General features: G+C 61.3%; 20 protein-coding genes and 2 pseudogenes. 9 read left to right on the plus strand and 13 right to left on the minus strand.

What is annotated here, in order from left to right; all coding sequences use genetic code 11:
- Positions 1-97: 97 nt before the first annotated feature.
- Together AC07OG_RS21235 and cueR are read left to right on the plus strand one after the other, a co-directional pair.
- Positions 98-2,491 (plus strand): heavy metal translocating P-type ATPase, encoded by a 2,394-nt coding sequence (locus tag AC07OG_RS21235; RefSeq protein WP_495068007.1) that lies wholly within the window; start codon positions 98-100, stop codon positions 2,489-2,491.
- A complete protein-coding gene (gene cueR / locus AC07OG_RS21240) occupies positions 2,488-2,901 on the plus strand; it encodes a Cu(I)-responsive transcriptional regulator (protein ID WP_060540526.1) in 414 nt (137 codons plus the stop codon). Before AC07OG_RS21235 ends, cueR begins: the two co-directional genes overlap by 4 nt.
- Before the next feature lie 228 nt (positions 2,902-3,129).
- Here the strand turns inward: cueR and AC07OG_RS21245 are convergent, their stop codons facing one another.
- Positions 3,130-4,023 carry a PA4780 family RIO1-like protein kinase gene (locus AC07OG_RS21245; protein ID WP_060540525.1) on the minus strand — a complete coding sequence of 298 codons (894 nt, stop codon included), beginning with the start codon at positions 4,021-4,023 and terminating at the stop codon, positions 3,130-3,132.
- 266 nt (positions 4,024-4,289) lie between these two features.
- Here AC07OG_RS21245 and AC07OG_RS21250 point away from each other — a divergent pair.
- Positions 4,290-4,536, plus strand: a pseudogene (locus AC07OG_RS21250) (methyl-accepting chemotaxis protein); the annotation flags it as partial.
- Between the two features lie 306 nt (positions 4,537-4,842).
- Here AC07OG_RS21250 and AC07OG_RS21255 read toward each other — a convergent pair.
- On the minus strand, positions 4,843-6,120 hold the full coding sequence (locus AC07OG_RS21255; protein ID WP_495068008.1) for an acetyl-CoA C-acetyltransferase: 1,278 nt from the start codon (positions 6,118-6,120) through the stop codon (positions 4,843-4,845).
- 265 nt (positions 6,121-6,385) lie between these two features.
- Here AC07OG_RS21255 and AC07OG_RS21260 point away from each other — a divergent pair, with 265 nt between their 5' ends.
- Positions 6,386-7,738 carry a 3-oxoacyl-ACP reductase gene (locus tag AC07OG_RS21260; protein ID WP_495068009.1) on the plus strand — a complete coding sequence of 451 codons (1,353 nt, stop codon included), beginning with the start codon at positions 6,386-6,388 and terminating at the stop codon, positions 7,736-7,738.
- A 2-nt stretch (positions 7,739-7,740) separates the two neighbouring features.
- Positions 7,741-8,595 (plus strand): MaoC family dehydratase, encoded by an 855-nt coding sequence (locus AC07OG_RS21265; protein WP_495068010.1) that lies wholly within the window; start codon positions 7,741-7,743, stop codon positions 8,593-8,595.
- A gap of 22 nt (positions 8,596-8,617) precedes the next feature.
- Here the strand turns inward: AC07OG_RS21265 and AC07OG_RS21270 are convergent.
- From AC07OG_RS21270 to AC07OG_RS21290, 5 genes and pseudogenes are all read right to left on the minus strand, one after another.
- Positions 8,618-8,719 (minus strand): annotated as a pseudogene (locus AC07OG_RS21270) (response regulator); the annotation flags it as partial.
- 458 nt (positions 8,720-9,177) lie between these two features.
- Positions 9,178-9,735 carry a DUF4136 domain-containing protein gene (locus tag AC07OG_RS21275; RefSeq protein ID WP_218425800.1) on the minus strand — a complete coding sequence of 186 codons (558 nt, stop codon included), beginning with the start codon at positions 9,733-9,735 and terminating at the stop codon, positions 9,178-9,180.
- 53 nt (positions 9,736-9,788) lie between these two features.
- Positions 9,789-10,409, minus strand: a complete 621-nt coding sequence (locus AC07OG_RS21280; RefSeq protein WP_060542835.1) for a DUF4136 domain-containing protein — start codon at positions 10,407-10,409, stop codon at positions 9,789-9,791.
- A gap of 12 nt (positions 10,410-10,421) precedes the next feature.
- The gene (locus tag AC07OG_RS21285; protein WP_218425799.1) at positions 10,422-11,171 is read right to left on the minus strand and encodes a methyltransferase domain-containing protein; all 750 of its coding nucleotides are present in this window, start codon (positions 11,169-11,171) and stop codon (positions 10,422-10,424) included.
- Positions 11,171-11,473, minus strand: a complete 303-nt coding sequence (locus AC07OG_RS21290) for a MazG-like family protein (protein WP_495068011.1) — start codon at positions 11,471-11,473, stop codon at positions 11,171-11,173. The genes AC07OG_RS21285 and AC07OG_RS21290 overlap by 1 nt, the downstream gene beginning before the upstream one ends.
- 193 nt (positions 11,474-11,666) lie before the next feature.
- Between AC07OG_RS21290 and AC07OG_RS21295 the strand changes: the two genes are divergently transcribed.
- Positions 11,667-11,960, plus strand: a complete 294-nt coding sequence (locus AC07OG_RS21295; RefSeq protein ID WP_218425798.1) for a hypothetical protein — start codon at positions 11,667-11,669, stop codon at positions 11,958-11,960.
- A 71-nt stretch (positions 11,961-12,031) separates the two neighbouring features.
- Positions 12,032-13,381: an MATE family efflux transporter gene (locus tag AC07OG_RS21300; protein WP_495068012.1), complete on the plus strand. Its 1,350-nt coding sequence runs from the start codon at positions 12,032-12,034 to the stop codon at positions 13,379-13,381.
- A gap of 29 nt (positions 13,382-13,410) precedes the next feature.
- Here the strand turns inward: AC07OG_RS21300 and AC07OG_RS21305 are convergent, their stop codons facing one another.
- The 6 genes from AC07OG_RS21305 to AC07OG_RS21330 form a co-directional block, all read right to left on the minus strand.
- Positions 13,411-14,205, minus strand: a complete 795-nt coding sequence (locus AC07OG_RS21305) for a DUF4123 domain-containing protein (protein ID WP_060542830.1) — start codon at positions 14,203-14,205, stop codon at positions 13,411-13,413.
- Complete coding sequence (locus AC07OG_RS21310) at positions 14,202-15,521, minus strand: type VI secretion system Vgr family protein (RefSeq protein ID WP_495068013.1); 1,320 nt, start codon at positions 15,519-15,521, stop codon at positions 14,202-14,204. Before AC07OG_RS21310 ends, AC07OG_RS21305 begins: the two co-directional genes overlap by 4 nt.
- A 232-nt stretch (positions 15,522-15,753) precedes the next feature.
- Positions 15,754-17,667: an arginine decarboxylase gene (gene speA / locus AC07OG_RS21315; protein ID WP_060542828.1), complete on the minus strand. Its 1,914-nt coding sequence runs from the start codon at positions 17,665-17,667 to the stop codon at positions 15,754-15,756.
- A gap of 218 nt (positions 17,668-17,885) precedes the next feature.
- Positions 17,886-18,257: a translation initiation factor Sui1 gene (locus AC07OG_RS21320; protein ID WP_495068014.1), complete on the minus strand. Its 372-nt coding sequence runs from the start codon at positions 18,255-18,257 to the stop codon at positions 17,886-17,888.
- Positions 18,258-18,467: 210 nt separating this feature from the next.
- Complete coding sequence (locus AC07OG_RS21325; RefSeq protein WP_060542826.1) at positions 18,468-19,037, minus strand: NUDIX hydrolase; 570 nt, start codon at positions 19,035-19,037, stop codon at positions 18,468-18,470.
- A 3-nt stretch (positions 19,038-19,040) separates the two neighbouring features.
- Positions 19,041-20,108: a DUF2333 family protein gene (locus AC07OG_RS21330; protein ID WP_060542825.1), complete on the minus strand. Its 1,068-nt coding sequence runs from the start codon at positions 20,106-20,108 to the stop codon at positions 19,041-19,043.
- 459 nt (positions 20,109-20,567) lie between these two features.
- Between AC07OG_RS21330 and AC07OG_RS21335 the strand changes: the two genes are divergently transcribed.
- Both AC07OG_RS21335 and AC07OG_RS21340 read left to right on the plus strand, forming a co-directional pair.
- Positions 20,568-22,238 carry a response regulator gene (locus AC07OG_RS21335; RefSeq protein ID WP_218425794.1) on the plus strand — a complete coding sequence of 557 codons (1,671 nt, stop codon included), beginning with the start codon at positions 20,568-20,570 and terminating at the stop codon, positions 22,236-22,238.
- Between the two features lie 955 nt (positions 22,239-23,193).
- Positions 23,194-24,237 (plus strand): methyl-accepting chemotaxis protein, encoded by a 1,044-nt coding sequence (locus AC07OG_RS21340; protein ID WP_495068048.1) that lies wholly within the window; start codon positions 23,194-23,196, stop codon positions 24,235-24,237.
- Positions 24,238-24,399 lie beyond the last annotated feature (162 nt).

The following is a 24,399-nucleotide window of genomic DNA, read 5'->3' on the forward strand; positions in this document are numbered from 1 at the left end:
CTCATACAGGGGTTCTGCGGTGAATATTGATTGGTGCTTGACCTTGCCAGCATGGCAAGGTTGATCCTGTGGTTATCTACTACAGGGAGCGTGACCGATGTCCGAATCCACCACCTTCGACCTACCAATTGCCGGCATGACCTGCGCCAGTTGTGCCGGACGTGTCGAGCGAGCATTGAGCAAAGTCAGTGGCGCCAGTGCGGTCAGCGTCAATCTCGCCACTGAGAAGGCCCGGGTCCAGGCACCCGGCGACAGCCTGCCGGCCTTGATGGACGCCGTGGAAAAGGCCGGCTATAGCGTGCCGCAGCAGACCCTTGAATTGAACATCGCCGGCATGACCTGTGCCTCCTGTGTCGGTCGGGTGGAACGGGCACTGAGCAAAGTGCCGGGGGTAAAGCGCGTCAGCGTCAACCTGGCCAATGAACGCGCGCACCTTGAACTGCTCGGCCAGATCGACGCGCAAATCCTGATCGCGGCCGTCACCCGGGCAGGCTACAGCGCCAGCGTCCAGGAAGCCGGGCATCAACAATCCGACGATCAGCAACGACGCCTGCACCGCGAGCGTTGGGCGTTGATCATGGCTATCGGCCTCGCCTTGCCGCTGGTGTTGCCGATGTTGTTGCAGCCGTTTGGCGTGCACTGGATGCTTCCGGCCTGGGCGCAATTCGCCCTGGCCACGCCGGTGCAATTCATCTTCGGTGCCAGGTTTTACCTCGCCGCGTGGAAAGCCGTGCGTGCCGGTGCCGGTAACATGGATTTGCTGGTCGCGATCGGCACCAGCGCCGGATATGGCTTGAGCCTCTACGAATGGGCCACCGCTGCCGGGCGCATGCCGCACCTTTACTTCGAAGCGTCAGCGGTAGTGATCGCCCTGGTGTTGCTGGGCAAATACCTGGAAAGCCGCGCCAAGCGCCAGACCGCCAGCGCCATCCGTGCCCTCGAAGCACTGCGCCCGGAACGGGCCATTCAGGTGATCGATGGTCGCGAGCAAGACGTCGCCATCAGTGCCCTGCGCCTGCATGACCTGGTGCTGGTCAAACCCGGCGAACGCTTCCCTGTGGACGGTGAAGTGGTCGAAGGCCAGAGCCATGCCGACGAAGCGCTGATCAGCGGCGAAAGCCTGCCGGTGCCGAAACAACCGGGTGACAAGGTCACCGGTGGCGCGATCAACGGCGAAGGCCGCTTGCTCGTGCGCACTCAGGCCCTCGGTGCGGAAACGGTGTTGGCACGCATCATCCGCCTGGTGGAAGACGCCCAGGCGGCGAAAGCACCGATCCAGAAACTGGTGGATAAAGTCAGCCAGGTGTTCGTGCCGACAGTACTGGTGATCGCCCTGGCCACCCTGATCGGCTGGTGGCTGTACGGCGCCCCGCTGGAAACCGCGCTGATCAACGCCGTGACGGTGCTGGTGATCGCCTGCCCTTGCGCGCTGGGCCTGGCAACGCCGACGGCGATCATGGCCGGCACCGGGGTGGCGGCGCGGCACGGCATTCTGATCAAGGACGCCGAAGCCCTTGAGCGTGCCCATGAGGTCAGCGCGGTAGTGTTCGACAAGACCGGCACCCTGACCTCGGGGGCGCCACGCATTGCCCATTTGAGCGCCGTCGATGGCGACGAAGCACTCCTGTTGCAACAGGCCGGCGCCCTGCAACGCGGCAGTGAGCATCCGTTGGCGAGGGCCGTGCTGGATGCCTGTGCCGAACGTGGTTTGAACGTGGCCGATGTCAGCGACAGTCAGACCCTGACCGGGCGCGGCATAGCCGGCACTCTTGGGGGGCGGCGACTGGTGTTGGGCAATCGGCGCCTGCTCGAGGAAACGGGTTTGAGCGCAGGGCAATTGGCCGATTCGGCTGCTCCCTGGGAGACCGAAGGCCGCACCCTATCCTGGCTGATCGAGCAAAGCCCCGAGCCACGGGTATTGGGCCTGTTCGCCTTCGGTGACACCCTCAAGCCCGGCGCGCTGCAAGCCGTGCAACAACTCGCTGCACGCCACATCAGCAGCCACCTGCTGACCGGCGATAACCGTGGCAGCGCCAAGGTGGTGACCGATGCGCTGGGGATTGCCGATGTCTACGCCGAAGTGCTGCCGGCGGACAAAGCCGCGACTGTCACTGCACTGAAAAAAACCGCCGTGGTAGCGATGGTCGGCGACGGTATCAACGACGCTCCTGCGCTGGCTGCCGCGGATATCGGCATTGCCATGGGCGGCGGCACCGACGTGGCCATGCACGCCGCCGGCATTACCCTCATGCGTGGCGATCCACGGTTGGTGCCGGCGGCGCTGGAGATCAGCCGCAAGACCTACGCAAAAATCCGCCAGAATCTGTTCTGGGCATTTGTGTATAACCTGATCGGTATTCCCCTGGCGGTATTCGGTGTGCTTAACCCGGTGCTGGCCGGCGCCGCCATGGCGCTGTCGAGCGTCAGCGTGGTGAGCAATGCGTTACTGTTGAAAACCTGGAAACCCAAGGACCTGGAGGACAACCGATGAACATCGGCCAAGCGGCTCGCCAGAGCGGTCTCACTGCGAAGATGATTCGTTATTACGAGTCTATCGGCCTGCTCAAGGCGGCCCATCGCACCGACAGTGGTTATCGGCTGTACGGCGACGATGACCTGCATACCCTGGCCTTCATCAAGCGCTCACGGGATTTGGGGTTTTCCCTGGAAGAGGTCGGCAAGCTGCTGACCCTCTGGCAAGACCGTCAACGTGCCAGCGCCGATGTGAAAGCCCTGGCCCGGCAGCATATCGATGAACTGAACCGCAAGATCCGCGAGCTGGGGCAACTGCGCGATACCTTGCAGGACCTGGTTGAGCATTGCCAGGGAGATCATCGGCCGGATTGCCCGATTCTGAAAAATCTTGAGTCGGGGTGTTGTGCGCAACTGATACATGCCTGAACCCACCCCTCACCCCAGCCCTCTCCCGGAGGAAAAGGGCTGGAGTGAGGCGCTTCAAGTAATGAGTTCGACTCAAAGTTTAAGGTTGCAGTGATTCTTGCAAATAACTCGGTCGGCTCCCTCTCCCTCCGGGAGAGGGCTGGGGTGAGGGAAGAATCTGACTGACACCCCGCGAAATAACTGACACCCACAAAAAACCCGGCCGAAGCCGGGTTTTTCTTTAGCCCATCACTGCATCCATGGCGGAGGCGGTTCTTCAGTCTTGCCTGGCGGCGCGTCATCAGCCGCGCGCACCGCTTGCTTGCGCTCTTCATCCAGGCGCGCAGCCTCGATTTCACGCATGATCCCGCCGACATCCGCCAGCTCTTCCGGTTCGTCGAACTCCCCGGTCAGGACACTCGCCGGGTGCAAGGTGCCGGCCTCGTACAAGGCCCACATTTCCTTGGCGTACCGGGTCTTTTTCAGCTCCGGGGCAAACCGCCCGAAGTAGGACGCCATGTTGCCGACATCCCGCTCCAGCATGCTGAACGCGTGGTTGTTGCCCGCCGCATCGACCGCTTGGGGCAGGTCGATGATCACAGGCCCCGTAGGCGTCAGCAGCACGTTGAACTCGGACAGGTCGCCGTGCACCAGGCCGGTACACAACATCAGCACGATCTGCGAGATCAGGAACGCGTGATACTCGCGCGCTTGATCCGGTTCCAGTACCACATCGTTCAGGCGCGGCGCGGCATCACCGTATTCGTCGGCCACCAGCTCCATGAGCAGCACGCCTTCGAGGAAATCGAACGGCTTGGGTACCCGCACGCCGGCACTGGCCAGCCTGAACAGCGCCGCCACTTCGGCGTTCTGCCAGGCGTCTTCGGTTTCCTTGCGGCCAAACTTGGAGCCCTTGGCCATCGCCCGGGCCTGACGGCTGTTGCGCACCTTGCGGCCTTCCTGATACTCGGCCGCCTGACGGAAACTGCGTTTATTCGCCTCCTTGTAGACCTTCGCGCAACGTAACTCGTTACCGCAGCGCACCACATAAACAGCTGCTTCTTTACCACTCATGAGTGGGCGCAGCACCTCGTCGACCAGACCGTCCTCGATCAGGGGTTCAATGCGTTTTGGAGTCTTCATCAGCTTTTATTATGGGTCCTTTATTACCAAACACGCGAAAGTCATTCGTTATACGGCAATCCACTCGCCGGGGGGAGGGGTTGCCGACCTAAGACAAGCATTTCCGACACAAGCTGGCAACGCAACTCATCACATAGGCAGGATTTTTCCCGGTAATCCTCAATTTCCTCCGACAGCAGCCGAAGCTCTTGGTGACAAAGTGACTTGTCCAACAATCGCGCCAAAACCAGCGATGCCGCACTCAGGACCCGGGGTTGACCAAGAGTGAGGCGCGTAACAGCTTCGGGCAGATCCGCGAGTCGGTGGACGTGATCCGTGATCATGAACACCCCGATCGCCACGGCAGCCGAGCAACAGCATCAGGTGGCCGAAGACATCAATCGGCACATCAGCCAGATCCACAGCGATACACAGTGGGTGGCGGAACTGGCGAACTCGGCGTACCTGGACTCCCAGAGTCTGGCCGGGTTGTCGAATGAGCTCGACGGGTTGATGCGGCGGTTTCGTACCTGATAATCCGAGGGGGACTTAAAAGCCACCCCTCACCCCAGCCCTCTCCCCATGGGGGAGAGGGGGAAAGGGAGCAGATCTTCAAGCTGTTCAAAATCTGAGTTTGACTCAGGCTTTAAAGTCGCCGTGTATCCTCCAAAACACTCGATCAGCCCTTCTCCTTCCGGGAGAGGGGAAAAGGGAGCAGATCTTCAAACTGTTCAAAACCTGAGTTCAACTCAGGCTCTCAGGTCGCTGTATATCGTCCAGACAACCCGGTCAGTCCCCTCTCCCTTTGGGAGAGGGTTAGGGTGAGGGTGGCCCTTTCAGTCAACGCTCAAGTATCGCCGTCACCCCCTGCCCTCCTGCCGCGCAAATCGAAATCAACCCCCGCCCCCTGCCCGCCGCATCCAGCAACTTCGCCAGGTTGGCAACAATGCGCCCACCCGTGGCCGCAAACGGATGCCCTGCCGCCAGGGAACTGCCTTTGACGTTAAGCCGGCTCCGATCAATCGACCCCAATGGCGCATCAAGGCCGAGCCGGGTTTTGCAGTACTCGGGATCCTCCCAGGCCTTCAAGGTGCACAACACCTGCGCGGCGAAAGCTTCGTGGATTTCGTAATAGTCGAAGTCCTGTAGCGTCAGGCCATTGCGCGCCAGCAAGCGTGGTACCGCATAGACCGGCGCCATCAACAAGCCTTCAGCTCCGTTGACGAAATCCACCGCTGCCGCTTCACCGTCGCGCAGGTACGCCAGGATCGGCAAGCCGCGCTCCTTCGCCCATTCCTCACTGCCCAGCAACACCAGGGACGCGCCATCGGTCAGCGGCGTCGAGTTGCCGGCCGTCAGGCTGCCCTTCACGCTTTTTTCGTAGGCCGGTTTGAGTGCCGCGAGCTTTTCCAAAGTCGAGTCGGGCCGCAGGTTGTTATCGCGGGTAAGCCCCAGAAAGGGGGTCATCAGATCGTTGTGCCAGCCTTCGGCGTAAGACGCCGCCAGTTTCTGATGGCTCTCGAACGCGAGCCGGTCCTGGTCTTCGCGGGCAATGTTCCAGGTCTGGGCCATCAGTTCGCAGTGCTGGCCCATGGACAAACCGGTGCGTGGCTCACCGTTGCGCGGAAACTCGGGGACCAGATGACGGGGGCGCAATTGCAGGAACGTCTTCAGTTTGTCGCCCGTGGTTTTCGCCCGGTTGGCTTGCAGCAGAATCTTGCGCAGGCCTTCGTTGACACTGATCGGCGCGTCCGAGGTGGTATCGACACCGCCGGCAATGCCGCACTCGATCTGCCCCAGGGCAATTTTGTTCGCCACCAGCAATGCCGCTTCCAGCCCGGTGCCACAGGCCTGCTGAATGTCATAAGCCGGGGTCGCGGGTGACAGCCGCGAGCCGAGCACGCATTCGCGGGTCAGGTTCATGTCCCGGGACAACTTGAGCACCGCCCCCGCGACCACCTCACCGATGCGCTGGCCGTGCAAGTTGTAGCGCTCGATCAGACCTTCCAGCGCGGCGGTGAGCATCACCTGATTGCTGGCCGTGGCATACGGACCGTTGGAGCGAGCGAAGGGAATCCGGTTACCGCCGATGATCGCGACACGGCGCAGCTGGGTCATAGAAGCTCCTGACAAATTATCTGATTTCAACACCTTCCCCCTGTGGGAGCGGGCTTGCTCGCGAAAGCGGTGGATCAGTCAACCAAGATGTTGAATGTGCTGGCGCTTTCGCGAGCAAGCCCGCTCCCACAAAGGTTGAGGTGCTAGCCGAATCCCGTGGTCAAACTACTCTGCTGTTACCAAGCGTAGGCCTTAAATGGTGAATCGAACGACTGATCGCCGTTCATGGTCCACACTTTGAACCCCAGCTGCTGGAGTGCGTTCCATGTCTGACCGCTATATCGACTTCGCCAACTCATCCATCGGCCATCGCCTGGTCGGCGCCCTGGGGCTGCCTTCGCCAACCCGCCTGGAGCGCTGGCAAGCAGGCCGGCTGCGGCCTGTGGAAGGTGCGCTGCTGATCGGCGGCGGGCCCTTGGCGGAAAAAGTCAGCGCCTTCGCCAACCGCCTGACCGATGCCATCTACAGCTACGGCACCGAACCCTCGACGGCGACCGCCTGGATCCCCGGTCATGGTCCGAAACTCAAAGCGGTGGTGTTCGATGCCAGCGACCTGACGCACACCGATCAGCTCAAACAGCTACGCGAATTCTTCCAGCCGCTGATGAAAAATCTGGAGCACTGCGCACACCTGGTGATCCTCGGACGCGATCCACAAACCCTGACCGAACCGTTCGCCGCCAGCGCACAGCGTGCCCTGGAAGGCTTCAGTCGTTCGCTGGCCAAGGAACTGCGCAGCGGTGGCACCCTGCAGCTGATTTATGTCGGTGAAAGCGCCGAGGATCAACTGGAAGGCCCGTTGCGGTTTTTCCTTTCGCCAAAAAGCGCATTCGTCTCCGGACAGGTCATTCGCCTGGCTCCCTGCGAGACCCAGGTGAGCGACTGGACGCGCCCGCTCGCCGGACGCAAGGCACTGATCACCGGTGCCGCGCGGGGTATCGGTGCCTCCATCGCCGAGACCCTGGCCCGGGATGGCGCCGAGGTCATCCTGCTTGACGTGCCACCAGCCAAAACCGATCTCGACGCCCTCGCCGCCCGCCTCGGTGGCCGCAGCGTCACCCTGGACATCTGCGCCAAAGACGCCGCCACGCAACTGGTCGAACAGTTGCCGGACGGCATCGACATCGTGGTGCACAACGCCGGCATCACCCGGGACAAAACCCTGGCCAACATGACCCCGGAATTCTGGGACGCCGTGCTCGCGGTCAACCTCAACGCCCCGCAAGTGCTGACCAAAGCCCTGCTCGAGAGCGGCACCCTGCACGACAACGCCCGGGTGATTCTGCTGGCGTCCATCAGCGGCATCGCCGGCAATCGCGGGCAAACCAATTACGCCGCCAGCAAGGCCGGACTGATTGGCCTGGCACAGGCCTGGGCGCCCTTGCTCAATGAGCGTGGCATCAGCATCAACGCCGTGGCGCCGGGCTTTATCGAAACCCAAATGACCGCACACATTCCCTTCGCCCTGCGCGAAGCCGGGCGGCGCATGAGCTCCATGGGCCAGGGCGGCCTGCCGCAAGACGTCGCCGAAGCCGTGGCGTGGCTCGCGCAACCGGGTAGCGGCGCCTTCACCGGGCAAGCGCTGCGCGTGTGTGGACAAAGTGTTCTGGGGGCTTAGCCATGATCACTGACTGGCACACACTCAACCGCGAACCGAGTCTGCCGGGGCTGTATGCGCGGGCGGCGACGCGACGCAAAATCACCGGCACGACCCTGCCCGACTCAGGTTTGCGCTGTTGGGTGGACGTCGATCCGCAGCGTCTGGCGGCTTACCGCAAGGTTTGTGGTTTCGCTGATAACGGCCTGCTGCCACCGACCTATCCGCACATCCTTGGCTTTGCCCTGCAGATGCAATTGCTCACTGCCAGCAACTTCCCGTTTCCGCTACTGGGGTTGATTCACCTGAGCAATAGCATCCGCGTATTGCGCCCACTGGGTGGAGTGAGTCGCGCCCGGGTGAGCGTGCAGGTGCAGAACCTGCAACCCCACGCCAAAGGCGCAACCTTTGATCTGGTGACAACCCTTGACGATCAGTTGGGCACGCTGTGGGAGGCGCAAAGCCAGATGCTCTGCCGCGGAGTCAAACTCGATGGTGAACCGGTCGAGGAGGCGCTGGCATCGACCCTGATGTTAAGCGAAGTTGAAGACTGGAAAGCACCCTCGGACATTGGCCGGCAATACGCCAGAGTATCGGGCGATTACAACCCGATTCACCTGAGCGCCGCGAGCGCCAGGCTCTTCGGTTTCCCTACCGCCATCGCCCATGGTCTGTGGCTCAAGGCACGCACGCTGGCTGCGTTGGGCGAGCAACTGGCGGCAGCGCATGTCGAAATGGCCGTGCAGTTCAAAAAACCGGTGCGCTTGCCCAGCGAGGTGACCTTGTTGGCCAGCGCGGCAGGGTCGAGCGGGGACTTGCGCCTGGCGGGCGCCGGGGATCTGGAGCACATGGTCGGGCATTGGCGACCGCTCGCCTGAGGGCGCACGTTTCAGGGAAGACTCAGCTTTTGACCAGATAAACCTGCGGCTGCGGAAATAGATTGTTCAGGGTTTCCAGCAGTCGCACGTGGTAGATCGGCTTGCGGAAAAGATCGAGCAACCGTTATCGCTCCAACCGTCGCCACCGCACCAGCCCCCGCCATCGCGGTACCTGCGCCAGCGGAGGACCTCGTCCGCCAGCCCGTGGTCGTGCTCGTCAATGGTGTTGCGCCGTTCGCGCAAATCAGCGCCGCCGACGTGGCCCTGGAAAATCTGCGCACGGTTCCGCCCGGCAGTCTCACTTGTCTCGACCAGGCCATTGTTGTCGGGCCGGGCCGCGAAACTGCATGCGGGGAGACATGGCGCACTCCTTTGCCGACGCACTGCCGGGCTCGACCTCCGTTGGTGAGAAGCAGTGTAGACAAAGGTGGCCATGGCTGCTGGCAACTCGCCACTCAAGATCCAAAAATGAACCCTGTGGCAGCGGGCTTGCTCGCGAATACGGTTTCTCAGGCGACCCTGTCTTGAGTGAGAAACCGCTTTCGCGAGCAAGCCCGCTCCCACAGGGTCGATGGGAGGGGCTTATCGTGGTGGGTAGTTGGCCAGAATCCGGGTGACCGTTTCATGGATGGCGTTGCTGCGATCCGAGGGGTTCGGCGTGCGGCTGAGCATCTGCTCATCACTGCCGCGCCACACCAGTCTGCCGTCCTTGCCATCGAGCATGTCGATCTGGATGGTCGCTACCTTGTAGTTGACGTTGCGGGTTTCGTTATACATCGGCGCGCCCCAGTAACCGTTCCACGGGTTACCCCAACCGCCGCCATAACTGGTGGTCACCTGCTGTTGTCGGTCTTCGACAATCAGGTAGGTCTGCACATTCAAGTCACCCTTGGCGTCGGCGGTTGCCTGACGCAAGCCACGGGAATCGAGCTGGTCGGTAACAGCCTGGCGGATGCGTTGATCGGTCAGGTCACTCTGGATCCGTGGATCATCGGGGCGGTATTGCACGGCGGGCTCTTTCCAGCTCCAGCTGTGGTAAGCCGCAAAATCACGGCTGGCATCAAAGTCATGATTGACCTGGTTGGCAGCGCAGGCACTGAGCAACGCGGCCACTGCCAGTAAAGCGAGACGGCGAAACATGATGGTTCTCCGGTTGAAAAACAACGATGCGAAATGCTTCTTATCTACAGAAGTTAATGAGGAGGATACGCCGACATTGCCTTTTCCACAGCCTCACGAATGGCATCGACCCGCTTGCTTTCGCTGTCAGCATTGCCAGTCTCGGCGCTGGAACTCCAGATGGCCTGGCCGCTCTGGGCGTCATACAGGTCTACCTGGACCACCATGACCTGTTCCGAATAGGTGCGAACAATCGGCACGGCGGTGTACATGCCGTAGCCCGAGCCGTACCCGTGGTTGTAGCCACCATAACCGCCATAGACTCCGCCGTAGTAGTCATCCTGAACCTGACGCAAGCGGGTTTCCATGCGCAGGTCGGCGCTGACGAACAGGTCTGCCGGACGGTTACCGTGCAGCGGTCGCAACCCTCGCTGATCCAGCGCACTGCTAACCGCTTCGGCGACCTGGGCCGAGTCCGCCCAGACCGTGCCGGGTGGCGGATGCCCGTCGAGCCAGGCCCAGCTGCGGTACTGTCCATAGTTCCGGATCGGCGCAGGATAGGCGCTATGGTCGAAGGTATTGGCCGCCTGGGGTGGCGCCGGCGGCAAGGGCCTGGAGCTGGCCACATAAGGGTTGCTGCCCTGACAGGCCGCCAACCCCAGGCAGAACACCAGCACAGCTGAACGACTCATCATTTCGCGCTCCGATCAGATCGGCCGGCAAATCCAGTGCAAGTAACGCCCGAGCCCGGCAAAGCTTGGGTGACGGCGGTGAGCCAGTTCCATTTCCAGCAGATCCACCAGTTCGGCGCGGGCCTGGAACTCCACCGGCATGTAATCGTGAAAAACCCGCACCCCACTCTGGGTTTCGACCCGCCACAGACCTTCAAGTTGCGCCGCCAGTTCGCGCGGATCAAGGGGTTGCTGCGGGGTCAGGCTCTGCTTTTCGCCGGCCATGTCATTCTTGCGCATCTTGCGGAAGTGGCCCTTGAGCAAGTTGCGGTAAATCAGCGCATCGCGGTTGTAGAACGCCAGGGACAGCCAGCCGTCCGCCTTGGTCAATTGATGCAGGACCGGCAGGATCGCGTGAGGCTCAGCCAGCCATTCCAGCACCGCGTGGCACAGCACCAGATCGTAGGGTTCGGTGAGCTGGCCGAGCAACTCCTGCCATGGCGCCTGAATGAAGGTCGCGGTCTGGCCGGCCTCGGCGAAACGCTGGCGGGCACCTTCGAGCATCGGCTCGGCGGGTTCGGCCAGGGTCACCTGATGGCCGCGCTGGGCCAACCATAAAGACATGTGGCCAAGGCCGGCGCCAATGTCCAGCACTCGCAGCGGCCGGTCCGGCAGGGTTTCGGCCAGGTCCGCCTGCAACACCGCCAGGCGGATGGCACCTTTGGCGCCGCCGTAGATTTTTTCAGCGAAACGGGTCGCCAGTTGATCGAAATGACGGTCGCTCATCAGCTGAACCTCCGTTCACTGTCAGCCAGTTTGCTGCGCACCACTTCTTCCATATCCAGCCCCAACTCGCTGCACAGCAGCAATAAGTACAGCACGATGTCGCCAACTTCCTGACCGGCATGCGCCAGTTTTTCCGCCGGCAACTGGCGTGACTGGTCTTCGCTCAGCCACTGGAAAATCTCCACCAGCTCGGACACTTCCACACTCGCGGCCATGGCCAGGTTTTTCGGGCTGTGAAATTGCCGCCAGTCATTGCGATCACGGATGGCGTGCAGGCGTTCGGTCAGTTCAACAAGGTTCATCGGGTTCTCCTGAAGGCGTATAGCTTCGGGGGGATGGGCAGTGAAGGCAAGTGGCAGCGTCATCCCGAGGACTTTGCGTCATAATCGAAAAGATCGCAGCTTTGGGCAGCCTCTGCAGGGAACTCGGTGCCATGATCGACAGCCCAAGCTCAAATCCGGCAACCATGCCTCTCTTTGATCAGGACGTCACTCCATGCAGGTAGAAGGTTTTTCCGAATGGCTCGGTCAGTTACTGGGCTCGATTATCCGCTTCGTCGTTGATGGCCTCAGTGGGCTGTTCAATCTGCTGAGCCAGGCCAGCAGCAACTTTGTCGAAGGTTTGTCCAACGCCCTGGGCATGGACACCTCCATCGTCAGCATCATTACCCTGATCCTCGGCCTGGTGCTGCTGTGGTCGGCGATCCGCGCTTTTCTCAATGCGTCGATCATCATGGGGATCATCTGGTTGATGCTGGGGCTCTGGTTATTGAGCTGGATAATTCACTGACACCGCTTGCGTAATGGAATACGGAAGATTGCAAATGTGTCGATACAATGCCCGCTCCCCAAGGAGCCTGCATGTCCAACCTGACCGCCGACTGGCGCGACCGCCCCACCCATCGCCGGGTCTGGGCGCTTGCCGCACCGATGATTCTCTCCAACATATCCGTGCCGCTGGTGGCGCTGGTCGACAGCACCGTCATCGGCCACCTGCCCCATGCCCACCAACTCGGCGCCGTCGCGGTCGGCGCCAGCCTGTATACCTTTCTCGCCTGGGCAATGGGCTTTCTGCGCATGGGCTCGACCGGGTTCGCCGCCCAGGCCGCCGGGCGTGGGGATGGTGCGGCGCTGCGGCAGATTCTGTTGCAAGGCCTGCTGCTGGCCATGGGCCTGGCCGTCGTATTGGGAGCGCTCGGCGTACCCTTGAGTGGTATCGCGCTGCATTTCATGCAGCCGTCGGCCCAGCTTGATCAACTGACCCGCGAGTTCTTTCACACCCGGCTGTTTGGCCTGCCCGCCGCGCTGGCCAGCTATGCGCTGGTCGGCTGGTTCCTGGGCACCCAGAACGCCCGGGCACCGCTGGCGATTCTGCTGAGCACCAACCTGGTCAACATTGCCCTGAACCTGTGGTTCGTCCTCGGGCTGGACTGGGGCGTGGTCGGCTCGGCCAGGGCTTCGGTGATAGCCGAATGGACCGGTGCGCTGATCGGTCTGCTGATGACCCGCAAGGCCCTGCGCGCCTACCCCGGGCATATCGTCTGGGCGGCGTTGGCGGTATGGCAGAGCTGGCGCCCGCTGCTGGCAGTCAACCGCGATATCTTCATCCGCAGCCTGGCGCTGCAATCGGTGTTTTTCCTGATCACCGTGCAAGGCGCCCGGCTGGGCGACGCTACCGTCGCCGCCAACGCGCTGCTGCTCAACGGCCTGCTGCTGACCGCCCATGCGCTGGATGGCCTGGCCCATGCGGTGGAAGCCCTGTGCGGGCATGCCATCGGCGCCCGCGACCGCGATGCCCTGCGCCGTTCATTGGTGGTGGCCTGTGGCTGGTCGTTGCTGGCGAGTCTGGGCTTTGCCGTGCTGTTTCTATTCGCCGGGCATCTGTTCATCGAGATGCAGACCGACATTCAAAGCGTGCGCGACACCGCCTTCATCTACCTGCCCTACCTCGCCGCGCTGCCGTTGATTGCCGTCTGGAGTTACCTGCTCGACGGACTGTTCATCGGCGCCACCCGCGCCCGAGAGATGCGCAACGGCATGCTGCTGACGGTGGTGCTGGTATTACCGTTTGGCTGGGGATTGCAGGATTGGGGCAACCACGGCCTGTGGATAACCTTTCTGGTATTCATGGTGCTGCGCAGCCTGACCCTGGGTGTCATCGCCTGGCGCCTGCAGCGCGACGATGGCTGGTTTGCCCACGCAACGCACTGAACCGGCATGGGCTCGCCATCGATTTGCGTTCAGGGTTGGTTGTTCTGCCATAACTGACGCAGGCTATCGAGGCGCTCCTGTTGAGTCAGCCCCGACATCGGCTGCACAGGTATCGCCGCGGGGAACTGCATGCGCAGCCAGATCCAGCCATCAAGCACTGCACGCTCAGTGAAACCCAGTGTCAGCCCTTCCTGCAGCAGGGGCCACAGGCGGGTGAAATCGATCCCGCTGGATCGACTCCAGCGCCAGGCATGTTGTTCGAGCAGGCAGGTTTGCAGCTTCTCCCGTTGCCAGGCACTGAGGCTTTCCTCAACGGCCAAGGGGGTAACCGCCAGCGCCGGATTCAGCAGGCGCTGCCAGCCTTCGCAACCGATCGCACGGTCGGCCCAGGTGCCACCGAACCAGCGTAGCTGGCTGATCGGCCCTAGCCAGCGACTCAACTCCACCGCATCACAAGCATCAAAGAAGTAACTGGCGGTGTTCGGATTGTAATAACTCAACAGGGCCCGATGCACGCCGACAGTGACCGTGAGCATCCGTCGCAAGTGCGCCAGCAGCGTCAGCTCCGAGGTCTGGCTGACAATCAGCAAGCCGCGCCAGCGTTGCCCGTCGACCAGGCATAAATCAGCCAGCGCCGGGCAAGTGCGCAGATCAACGAGTACAGGTCCGTGCTCATGCAGCGCATGCCACTCGGTGCCCTCGAACAGCCAGAACCGCCGGGCTTGCACAAAGGTCTGCTGCAAGACCGTCACCACCCCTGGCGAACCCGGCACATCCAGCAACAGCCACTGGGGGCGTGGGGTGGGCATTTGCGTGGTGATCATGCCCGACCACCATGTTCGAGCCGCAGCGCTGCACGACAAGTGCAAAGCGCCTGTTCGCAATGGTTGAAGCTGCCACCACCGGGCAGCAGGCACAGCAACATGAGCGGCTCACCGGAGCCCAGCCATTGCTGCAGACCGGCCTGGACAGTTGCCGGGCACTGCGCCATGAGGGCGCTCGCTGCCTCGTCGGCTTGCGGGACGTGAAGCAGGCTGGTTATCAAAGGCTGGTCCGGATCTCCGTCGATGAAGCTCACCAGCACTTCGGTCCCTTCTCGCAGTGACTCCAGGGTGACCGCCTGCAAATCGGCCGCCAGGGGCAGCCAGCAGTGGCTGGGGGACGCTCCTTCGCCTTGATACAGCCAGTCGAATTGCACCGGTACCGGTCTGCCGGGAGCCGGGCGCAGTTCATCCACTTCCACCACCCATGCCCGCTGCAGACCGTGCATGCGTGGCTTGGTGACTGAGCGGGGTGGCTCGAAAGGAATACGCCCACTCAGGGCGCGAATCTGATTGTAATAAGGCGTCAGCGGATCCTGGCTGCCCCGATGCTCGATATGGGTCAGCAACCAGCGCTGATTGCACTCGGCAACCGGGTGATCGGCCAGCGGCATCAGTTGCCCGCTGCGCAAGGTCGCCAGGTCCGTACGGCAATCAGCAAACTGCACCGCAGAATCCGTGGAGCACTGAAGTTCGAACTCACGTACTGCCGGTTGCTCACCCTTGCTACGAAACAACGCACGCTCGCTCAGGGGAAGTTGCTGCCGATCATCACGGAACACCACGCGGTGGCGACGCGCCAGGTGTTCGAAGTGGTAATCGAGCTGTTCCTCGGCACACAGGCGCTGGAGAAACTGCAAATCCGACTCCTTGTACTGCGTACAAAAATCGCGCAATGGATAATCGCCCTCCAGCTCGAAGCGTCGGTCATCGCCGACGATGCCGTGTTCCTTGAGCACCTGATCGATGATTTGCGGCACCGAACGGCCACTGAAAATCCGCTGGCTGAAGCGCTGGCCCAGACACGCCAGCTTCGGCCCCAGACGGATCTGGCAAAGCCTGCTCCCCTGGCCCTGGTCACGCTGGACAAGTTCATGCAGTTGTCCGCAGATGCAGCTTCCTGGCGGCCCGAAGTACAAAGTGGCCGGCCGATACAACAAGCTGGCAAGGTCAGGCACCGAGTCATGGATCAGCAGTTCGACATCGAACACAAACGGCTCGTTGACAGCCTCTTTACCGGTAAAGGCAAGGACCTCGAAGGGATCGGGCAGACCGGCTACATCCAGACGAAATGAGGGCTCGCTGACTGGATTGGACATCGGCATTTCTCTACTGGGGGGGCGGCCGGGGATTCTCGCCGAGAGACATGGCCGAGTAGAGGGCAGAAGTACAACTTAGGAAACGGCCTACGCGAAAAGAGGACGTTTTTGCTTTGATCGCCGCAGCGTGGAAATTTCCTACGGGATAAAGAGAGATGCCGCACCAGATCATCTGAAATTTCCGCAGAAACCGGAAAAAAATTCAGACGATCTGGTCAGCGCGTCCCTGACCTCAGGAAGACAGGTAGGACGAACGAGTCAACCCCAGACGCAGGGCATCGAGGAACTGCGTGCGCTCGCTGGCACTGATGCGGGCACTGGCGCACTTGTCGCGGTAGTGGGTCATCAGTTCTTCCGGCGACAAGTGCACATAGCGCAGCATGTCTTCGATGGTGTCATGGGTCTCGATACCGGCGTGGTACACGCTGCCGTCGGCGTTCTGGTAGATGTTCACCGAGTCGGTGTCACCGAACAGGTTGTGCATGTCGCCGAGAATTTCCTGGTAAGCCCCCACCAGGAACACGCCCAGCAGGTAATCTTCACCTTCGTTCAGGCCATGCACCGGCAGGCTGGTTTCGATGCTCTGCTCGTCGACGTACTGGTTGATCTTGCCGTCGGAGTCACAGGTCAGGTCCTGCAGCACCGCACGACGCAGCGGCTCTTCATCGAGGCGATGCAGCGGGATGATCGGCAGTACCTGATCGATGGCCCAGGTGTCCGGCAGGCTCTGGAACACCGAGAAGTTGCAGATGTACTTGTCGGCCAGCTTGTCGTTGAGTTCGTCGAGCACCTGACGGTGCGAACGCTGACGCGCCTTCAACGAATTGTGCAGGCGACGGCACACGGCGAAGTAGCATTGCTCGGCCAGGGCTTTCTCGGCCAGGGTCAGCTTGCCGTCGGCGTACTGCGACGCGATATCGCTCATGTAGTGCGTGGCGCGCCAGTAGGTTTCGGTGACCATCTCGATGTCGGTCGGACCCAGCAGGTCAACCAGCCACTGCACGGTTTCCGGCAGGTTTTCCTTGTTTTCGATCAGCGGGATTTCGTCGTTGTGTTTCTCGACGTCGGTCACCTGAATCACCAGCATGGCATGGTGCGCGGTCAGGGAGCGGCCACTTTCGGAGAAGATGTTCGGATGCGGCAGGCTCTGCGCGTCGCAGAATTCCTTGAGCATGCCGACCACGACACCGGCGTAATCGTCCATGTCGTAGTTGATCGAGCTGGCGTTACGCGAGTGTGTGCCGTCGTAGTCCACGCCCAGGCCGCCACCGACGTCGATGTGATCGACCGGCAGGCCGAGGTTGCGCAGTTCGCCGTAGTAGCGGATGGCTTCCTTGAAGCCGTGCTGGTAGTCCGCCAGGTTGGCGATCTGCGAGCCCATGTGGAAGTGCAGCAGGCGAATGCCCTGGTCCAGACCGGCCGCGCGGAAGCGCTCGACGACCGACAGCAACTGCGCCGCCGACAGACCGAACTTGGATTTTTCGCCACCGGTGTCCGCCCACTTGGACGAGGCCAGGGACGACAGGCGTACGCGCAGGCCGACCTGCGGCTTGACCTTGAGCGACGCCGCTTCTTCGATCACCAGGCCGACTTCGGACTCTTTCTCGATCACGATGAACACGTTGTGGCCGAGCTTCTGGCCCATCAGCGCCAGACGGATGAACTCGCGGTCCTTATAGCCGTTGCAGACAATGGTGCCGCCCTTCGGCGCCAGTGCCAGCACCGCCAGCAACTCGGGCTTGGAGCCGGCTTCCAGACCGATGGAGACATTCTGGGTGGCGATGATGTTCTCGATCACCGCTTCTTGCTGGTTGACCTTGATCGGGTACAGCGCGGTGTACTTGCTCTGGTATTCCAGACGCTCGATGTTGGCGTCGAACGCGCCGGTCAGCTGACGCACGCGGTCTTGCAGAATATCCGGGAACCGTACCAGCAGCGGCAAGGACAAGCCGCTCTTGCGCAGCTGGTCGACTTGCTCGAACAGGTCGATAGGCGAGCTGCTCGGACCGTTCGGACGAACTTCGACGCGACCGGCGTCATTGATCGCGAAATACCCGGCCCCCCAATGGCGAATCCCGTAAACACTGCGGCTGTCCGCAACTGTCCATTGGCTGCCATCGTCTTTGCGTGTGCGTCGTACGGACATCGAAGTCCCCTATAAAGAAGTCATAGTGCGTCGCCTGGGTTCAGGCCGGCGCAGTCTAAAGAATGAAAATGACGGTTGGTCAACGAGGTCATAGACCCCGCCGACCGCTACGAGTTTAGATACCGGTCATGAACAGGCTCTGTGAAAACCATGTAGACGGCGCCGGGCCCGAATGCAATCGAGGCCGGTCAAGCCGGGGGTGGGTTTCACAGAGGCTGCTAGCCGCCGGACTTCTTCGCTTTGAAGCCGTGCTTGATCAGCTCCGCCAAGAGTAGCTCGACATGATCGCCCTGGATTTCGATGATCCCGTCTTTCAACGCTCCGCCTGTGCCACAACGCTTTTTCAACGTGGTCGCCAGTTCCCTGAGCGCGTCGTCAGCCAGCGGCACGCCGGTGATGGTGGTCACCGTCTTGCCGCCACGGCCCTTGCTTTCGCGACGCACGCGAGCAACGCCGTCGCCGGCCGGGATAACGGTCTGTTTGCAGATACAGGCGTCCACCGGTTTACTGCATTCCGGGCAATGACGACCTGCGTCGGTGGAAAATACCAGGCCACCGAGGGCGGCGAAGGATGCGGCTTTTTTGGCCACCGGCAATCCTCTTTGGAGGACAAAGACTGGTCGCAGCAACCCGGGCAGGTGCCATCGACCGCGAAGCCCCACTCAGGCAGGGGCAGCGCTACTGAAACGGTATAACCCTGCAGGCTCGCTCCTACAGTTACAGCCATACCGGTTCAGTTTGAAAAGGTCGCGCAGTGTAACGGCAAAAACGCCGATTGCTAAGAGCCAATCGGCGCCAATTTATAGCTCTTTTGCGACGCTGGTTTGTTTAGCCTTCAGATAACGCTTCAACGCTGCCAGGGAGTCCGGGCAATAGGGCTTCTGCTGGATTTCCAGCATCACCTGTTCGATGGGGATGAAACGCGCTTCCAGCACCTCTTCCGGTTGCAGGATCAACGGCCCGTCCCACACAGCGGAAAACGCCGAACACCACAGGCGATTGCCGGTGTCTTCAAAGAAAAAATGGTCATGGGCGGTCAGTTCCACACCACTGACACCCAACTCCTCCTCCAGCTCACGGGCCGCGGACTCGGCATAGGTTTCACTGGCGAGCACCATGCCGCCTGCTGCCACGTCCCAGTAACCGGGGTAGATCGCCTTGCTCAGGGTGCGCCGGTGCACGCACAACTCCCCGGCGGAGTTGAACAACATGATGTAGGTGCCGCGCCCGATCAGCCCGCGCTCGCGCAGGTCCGAACGGGCCAGGGACCCGAGCGGATTGTCCTGCTCGTCGACCCAGGCGATTTGCTCGGCATCAGAGGCCGCCCGGTGCGCGGCCTCGCGTAAGTTATCGGCGCAGCTATCAACCATGACTCAGCCCTGATTGAGCAATTGACGCAAATCGATTACTGCGGCGTTGGCCCGGGAGATGTAGTTGGCCATGACCAGCGAGTGGTTGGCCAGCACGCCGAAACCGCTGCCATTGAGGATCATCGGGCTCCATACAGCCTCCTGCGACGCCTCCAGTTCACGAATGATCTGGCGCACACTGACCGTGGCGTTCTTTTTCGCCAGCACATCGGCGAAGTCGACTTCGATGGCGCGCAGTAAATGGGACAAGGCCCAGGCCTGACCGCGGGCTTCGTAGAACACGTTGTCGATCTGCATCCATGGTGTTTCGACGATTTCCTCGTCGACCTGCGGCACTTCACCCGGGGCTACAACCTCGGTTTTCAAGGCGGTATTGAGCTTGACCCGGCCGACACTGGCCGACAATCGTTGCGACAACGAACCCAGGCGCGTCCCGACATCACCCAGCCAGTTGTTCAGGTTGTCGGCGCGGGCATAAAACAGCGCACCTTTCTGGTTCGGATCAGACAGGCGCGCCTGATAGCGGCTCAGGGAATTGATGCCTTCCTGGTATTCGGACTCACTGGATGGCAGCACCCAGCTTTTATTGTCGAAGTTGAAACGCGGTTCGGCCTTGGCCAGATCGGCGTCTTCGGCGGACTGTGACTGCGAACGGGCGAAGTCCTTGCGCAGGGCGCGGCTCAGGTCGCGAACCTGCACCAGCACGCCGTACTCCCAGCTCGGCATGTTGTCCATCCACAGTCCCGGGGGGAAACGGTCATTGGATATATAGCCGCCCGGCTTGGCCAACAAAGTACCGGCAACGGTCTTGAGGGTTTCCACCGTGGTGTAGCCGATGACCATCTGCTTGCCTTCTCTCTCGGCAGCCATCTGTGCGGTTTGCTGGACCGGGAACAACGCGGGTTCCTGGCTCCAGTACCAGCCCAGCGCAATCGTCACCAGCAGGTAAAGAACGACCAGCGTAGCCAGCGCCCGGCTGAACAACAGGCCGCCCAGATAACTGCGGGTGGCCGACTTGGGTTCAGCGGCACGTTCAGGCGCACTGCCTTCGCGGTTTTTCCAGTCCAGCATGGCGATATCCTTTCAATCACTTGAGTTCACGGTTCGACCACAACCATACAACAACGTGCCTTTGCCCGGCACCCGCCAATGCGCTGTTGGCGGAAATTACCGGGCGGGCGGACGAAAAACTCGTAACCGGGACACCCATCGCCAACCTTGAAGCAGACTTGTTGGTCATGATCAGGTCCCATCAGGGAATCCCTTAGGTACCAGCGCCCAAAAAAGCGCGCAGATTTGCCCCTGTGCAAGACCAGAAGCACTCAAAGTCCTCTTTGCGCGGATCGCTCTGAAAGAGGCATTTGATCGGCCAAAGGCCTGATTTTACGAGCCAGAACCGGACCGGCCAGTCACAAACTGAATGAGGTCGGTTTACAGATAATTGCCCTACACCTCTCATGTCATTGAAAAGAGGTGCTAGCATAGAGCCACCAGTCGATCTCAGCGTACCCCCTAACTAGTAGTCAGGATATGACCGAGCCAGAAGATCCCAGCCGCGAGCGTCTCAAGCACCACTTTGCCCAGCGGGTAATTCATCAGGCTCGTCAGATTCTTGAGATATGGCAGCGCCTGCAACACGCTGAATGGTCCTGCGCTGACCTGGCACAATTGAGTGAAGCCAACTTGCGCCTGTTGCGCTTCGCCGAACGTTTCGAGCAGCAGGAACACATTGAACTGGCCCGTCAGATCGGTCATTCGCTCAAGGCTGTCGAGGCCAATCGCGCACGCCTGAGCAGCGATCTGATTACAGACCTCAATCGCTTGATGCAGCGTTTGTCACGCACCGGTCTGCGCCATGCAGACCATCTCGACAACACCTTCCTGCCCCCTGTGCGCAAGCCGATCTATGTGATGTTGCAGGACAATGACCGCGCCGAGCGCCTGGCCAAGCAACTGGAATTCTTCGGGCTCAGCGCCCAGTACCTGGACAGCGTAGACGCATTTCGCTCCTCGATGGCCGAGCGTTTGCCGGCCGCCATCGTCATGGACGTCGACTTCAGCGGACCCGGGGTCGGTCTCAAGCTGGCCGCCGAAGCCCAGGAAGGCCTTGATCATCTTCTGCCGCTGTTGTTCTTCAGCCTGCACGAAACCGATACCCCGACCCGCCTCGCTGCTGTGCGCGCCGGTGGCCGGGAATTCCTCACCGGCACCCTCGAAGCGTCGAGCCTGCTGGAGAAGATCGAAGTCCTGACCTGCGTCGCCCCCTACGAACCCTATAAAGTGCTGATCATCGATGACTCCCGCGCCCAGGCCTTGCACACCGAACGTCTGCTCAACAGCGCGGGGATCATTACCCGGACCCTGATCGAACCGATCCAGGCCATGGCCGAACTGGCGGATTTCCAGCCAGACCTGATCATCCTCGACATGTACATGCCGGCCTGCACCGGTACGGAACTGGCCAAGGTGATTCGCCACAACGACCGCTATGTCAGCGTGCCGATCATTTACTTGTCGGCCGAAGACGACCTGGACAAGCAACTCGATGCCATGAGCGAAGGTGGCGACGACTTCCTGACCAAGCCGATCAAGCCCCGTCACCTGATCACCACTGTGCGCAACCGCGCGGCACGGGCGCGCAACCTCAAGGCACGGATGGTTCGCGACAGCCTCACCGGCTTGTACAACCACACGCACATACTGCAATTGCTCGAAGACTGCTCGTTCCGCGCCCGCCGCGAAAACAAGCCGCTGAGTTTTGCGATGCTCGACATCGACCACTTCAAACGGGTCAATGACAGCCACGGCCACCCCATGGGCGACCGGGTGATCAAGAGCCTGGCACTGTTCCTCAAGCAACGTCTGCGCAAGACCGACTTCATCGGCCGCTATGGCGGTGAGGAATTCGCCATCGTCATGCCGGATACTGATATCGAAGCGGCCTACAACGTGCTCGATGAAATCCGTCAGCGCTTTGCCGAGATTCATTACCCGGCTCAGCCTCAGGACCTGTGGTGCACCTTCAGTGCCGGGCTAATTGAACTCGGTGATGACTCAGACAGCCTGTTGATGGCCAGTCAGGCGGATGAGGCGCTATATCGTGCCAAGAACGCCGGTCGCAACCGCATTCAGGCGGAACAGGCGATAAAGCAAAGTGCCACCTTTTCATCGAATCCGACCGATACGGTCATAACTCTGTAACAGGAACGCAATAACTTCTGGCGCTCACCATTTCTGCCGTTGGTAGTCCTTAATGCGCCTGAAGCTGCTGACCAATCTCAATACCCTCCTTTTGGTGGCCGTCTGCGTGGCCCTCGGCGCTACGTTATGGTGGTCGCAAAAAGCCCTTGAGCGCCCGTATCTGCTGATGGAACGCTACCTGGAGCTGTCGCAGACCTTTCAGAATGAAGTCGCGCGCAACGTTGAGGAGTATCTGGGCAGTGGCGATGCCTTGCGCCTGAGCAGCGCCAGCCAGGCCATCGACAGCCTGCAACAGGAACTTGGCGAACTGCCACCAGACCTGGCCGACTCATTGCGCCCGAGCCTGTCGAACCTTGCGCAATTCAGCAGAACCGACCTGCTGGCCGCCGGCAAACTTGCCGGTGATCCGCAAGCGCTGCTGCTGCAGGCTGAACGGGAAATCGGCGCCAGCCTGGCTCAATTGAGCCAGTACGCCAGCGGCAACGCAGCGTACTTGACACCCTTGCTCGTCGCCTCGCAGCACTTGGGCAGACTGTCGCTGGCGCGGGACAAACTGGTCAGCAGCGGACGAAGTGAACTGGCCGCCGACGTCGAGCGCGAAGTCGCCAGCATCAGGGCCCAGGCAGAGATACTGGACAGCCTCCCGCTGCTAGGCGTCACCGCCAGCAGTGAATCGAACACCGATGACTTCGCCTCGATGATGGGCCTGCAGATCACGGAAAAAGCTGTGACCGAAGACGCCGGTGTCAGCCTCAAGCGCGAACTCCACAGCCTGCTCACCCGCTACCCGGCCGAACTTTCGCGCACCCGTGACCAGATTCAGAAACGTACCGACCTCAGCAGCGCAACTCATCTGAAAATCGCCGGCGTAAAACAAGCCATCGCCGGGCTGGAACCGGTGGTGCGCGCCCAGCACGGGCAGATCCAGAGCGAAGTGCGGCTGATGCAAGGATTGATGATCGGTCTGATCCTGTTGATCGCCCTGCTGATTGACACGCTGCAACGGAAATTGGCCCGCACCCTGACCCAGCTCGCCCCGGCCCTCTCGACCTGGGCCGAAGGCGACTTCAGCCGCGACATTCAACTGGGCAACACCAACCGCGAACTGCATGACATTCAAGCATCGCTCAACCGCTTGCGTGCCTATCTGGTGGATCTTGTGGGCACCATTCGCCTCAACGCCGAACAGGTCGCCGGCAGTAGCCGAACCCTGGCTGACCTGAGCAATGACCTGCACGACGGGGCGCAGCATCAGGCCGGGGACACGGCAATCATCCGCGATTCCCTGAGCGAACTTGAAGCGACCATTCAACAGGTCGCCGGCGATGCCAGCCAGGCTGCCGACGCCAGCCGCCACGCCGGCCAGGCAGTGGCGCACGGGCAGAAGGTCATCGGCCTGAGCCTCACCGGCCTGCACGCGCTGGTGGGTGAAGTACAAGGCAATGCACAGATGATCGAACACCTGGCCGAGGAATCGGCCACCATCGGTGGTGTGTTGACGGTGATCCGCTCGATTGCCGAGCAGACCAACCTTCTGGCCCTGAACGCGGCCATCGAAGCGGCACGGGCCGGGGAAATGGGTCGGGGCTTCGCGGTGGTAGCAGAAGAGGTTCGCTCGCTGGCCCAACGCACCGCCGGGGCCACCGGCGAGATACAAAGCCTGATCGCCGGCCTGCAGACCGCCGCGCGACAGTCAGTGGAAGGCATGCGCACCCAGCTGGAACACGCAGAAGCAACCGCCAGCCAGGCCCAGGCCGCCGACGGCGCGCTCGACAAGATCGTTGGGGCTATCCAGACCATTTCCGACACCGCCGTACGCATCGCCGATGCCACGGCCCAGCAGAGTGGCGCGGTGAGTGAGATCCGAGACCACAGTGAAAGGATTCATCAGTTGGGCGGGGATAATTTACTGCGTATCGGTGAGGGGCGTGAGCAGGGGGAAAAACTGTTGGTGTTGGGTGGGCGGCTGCATACAGCCGTTCAGGCTTTCCGCGTCTGACAGATAGTCTTCGCGAGCAAGCCCCCTCCCACAGGTGACCGCATTCCCATGAAAGAACGCGGTCACCTGTGGGAGCGGGCTTGCTCGCGAAGGCGCCAGAAAAACCTCCGCAAAACTCCCCCTGCACACCGGCCCACCGTCCGCTATCATCCCCCCAATTCC

It is taken from the genome of Pseudomonas sp. GW821-FHT09H03 (genome assembly GCF_059415945.1).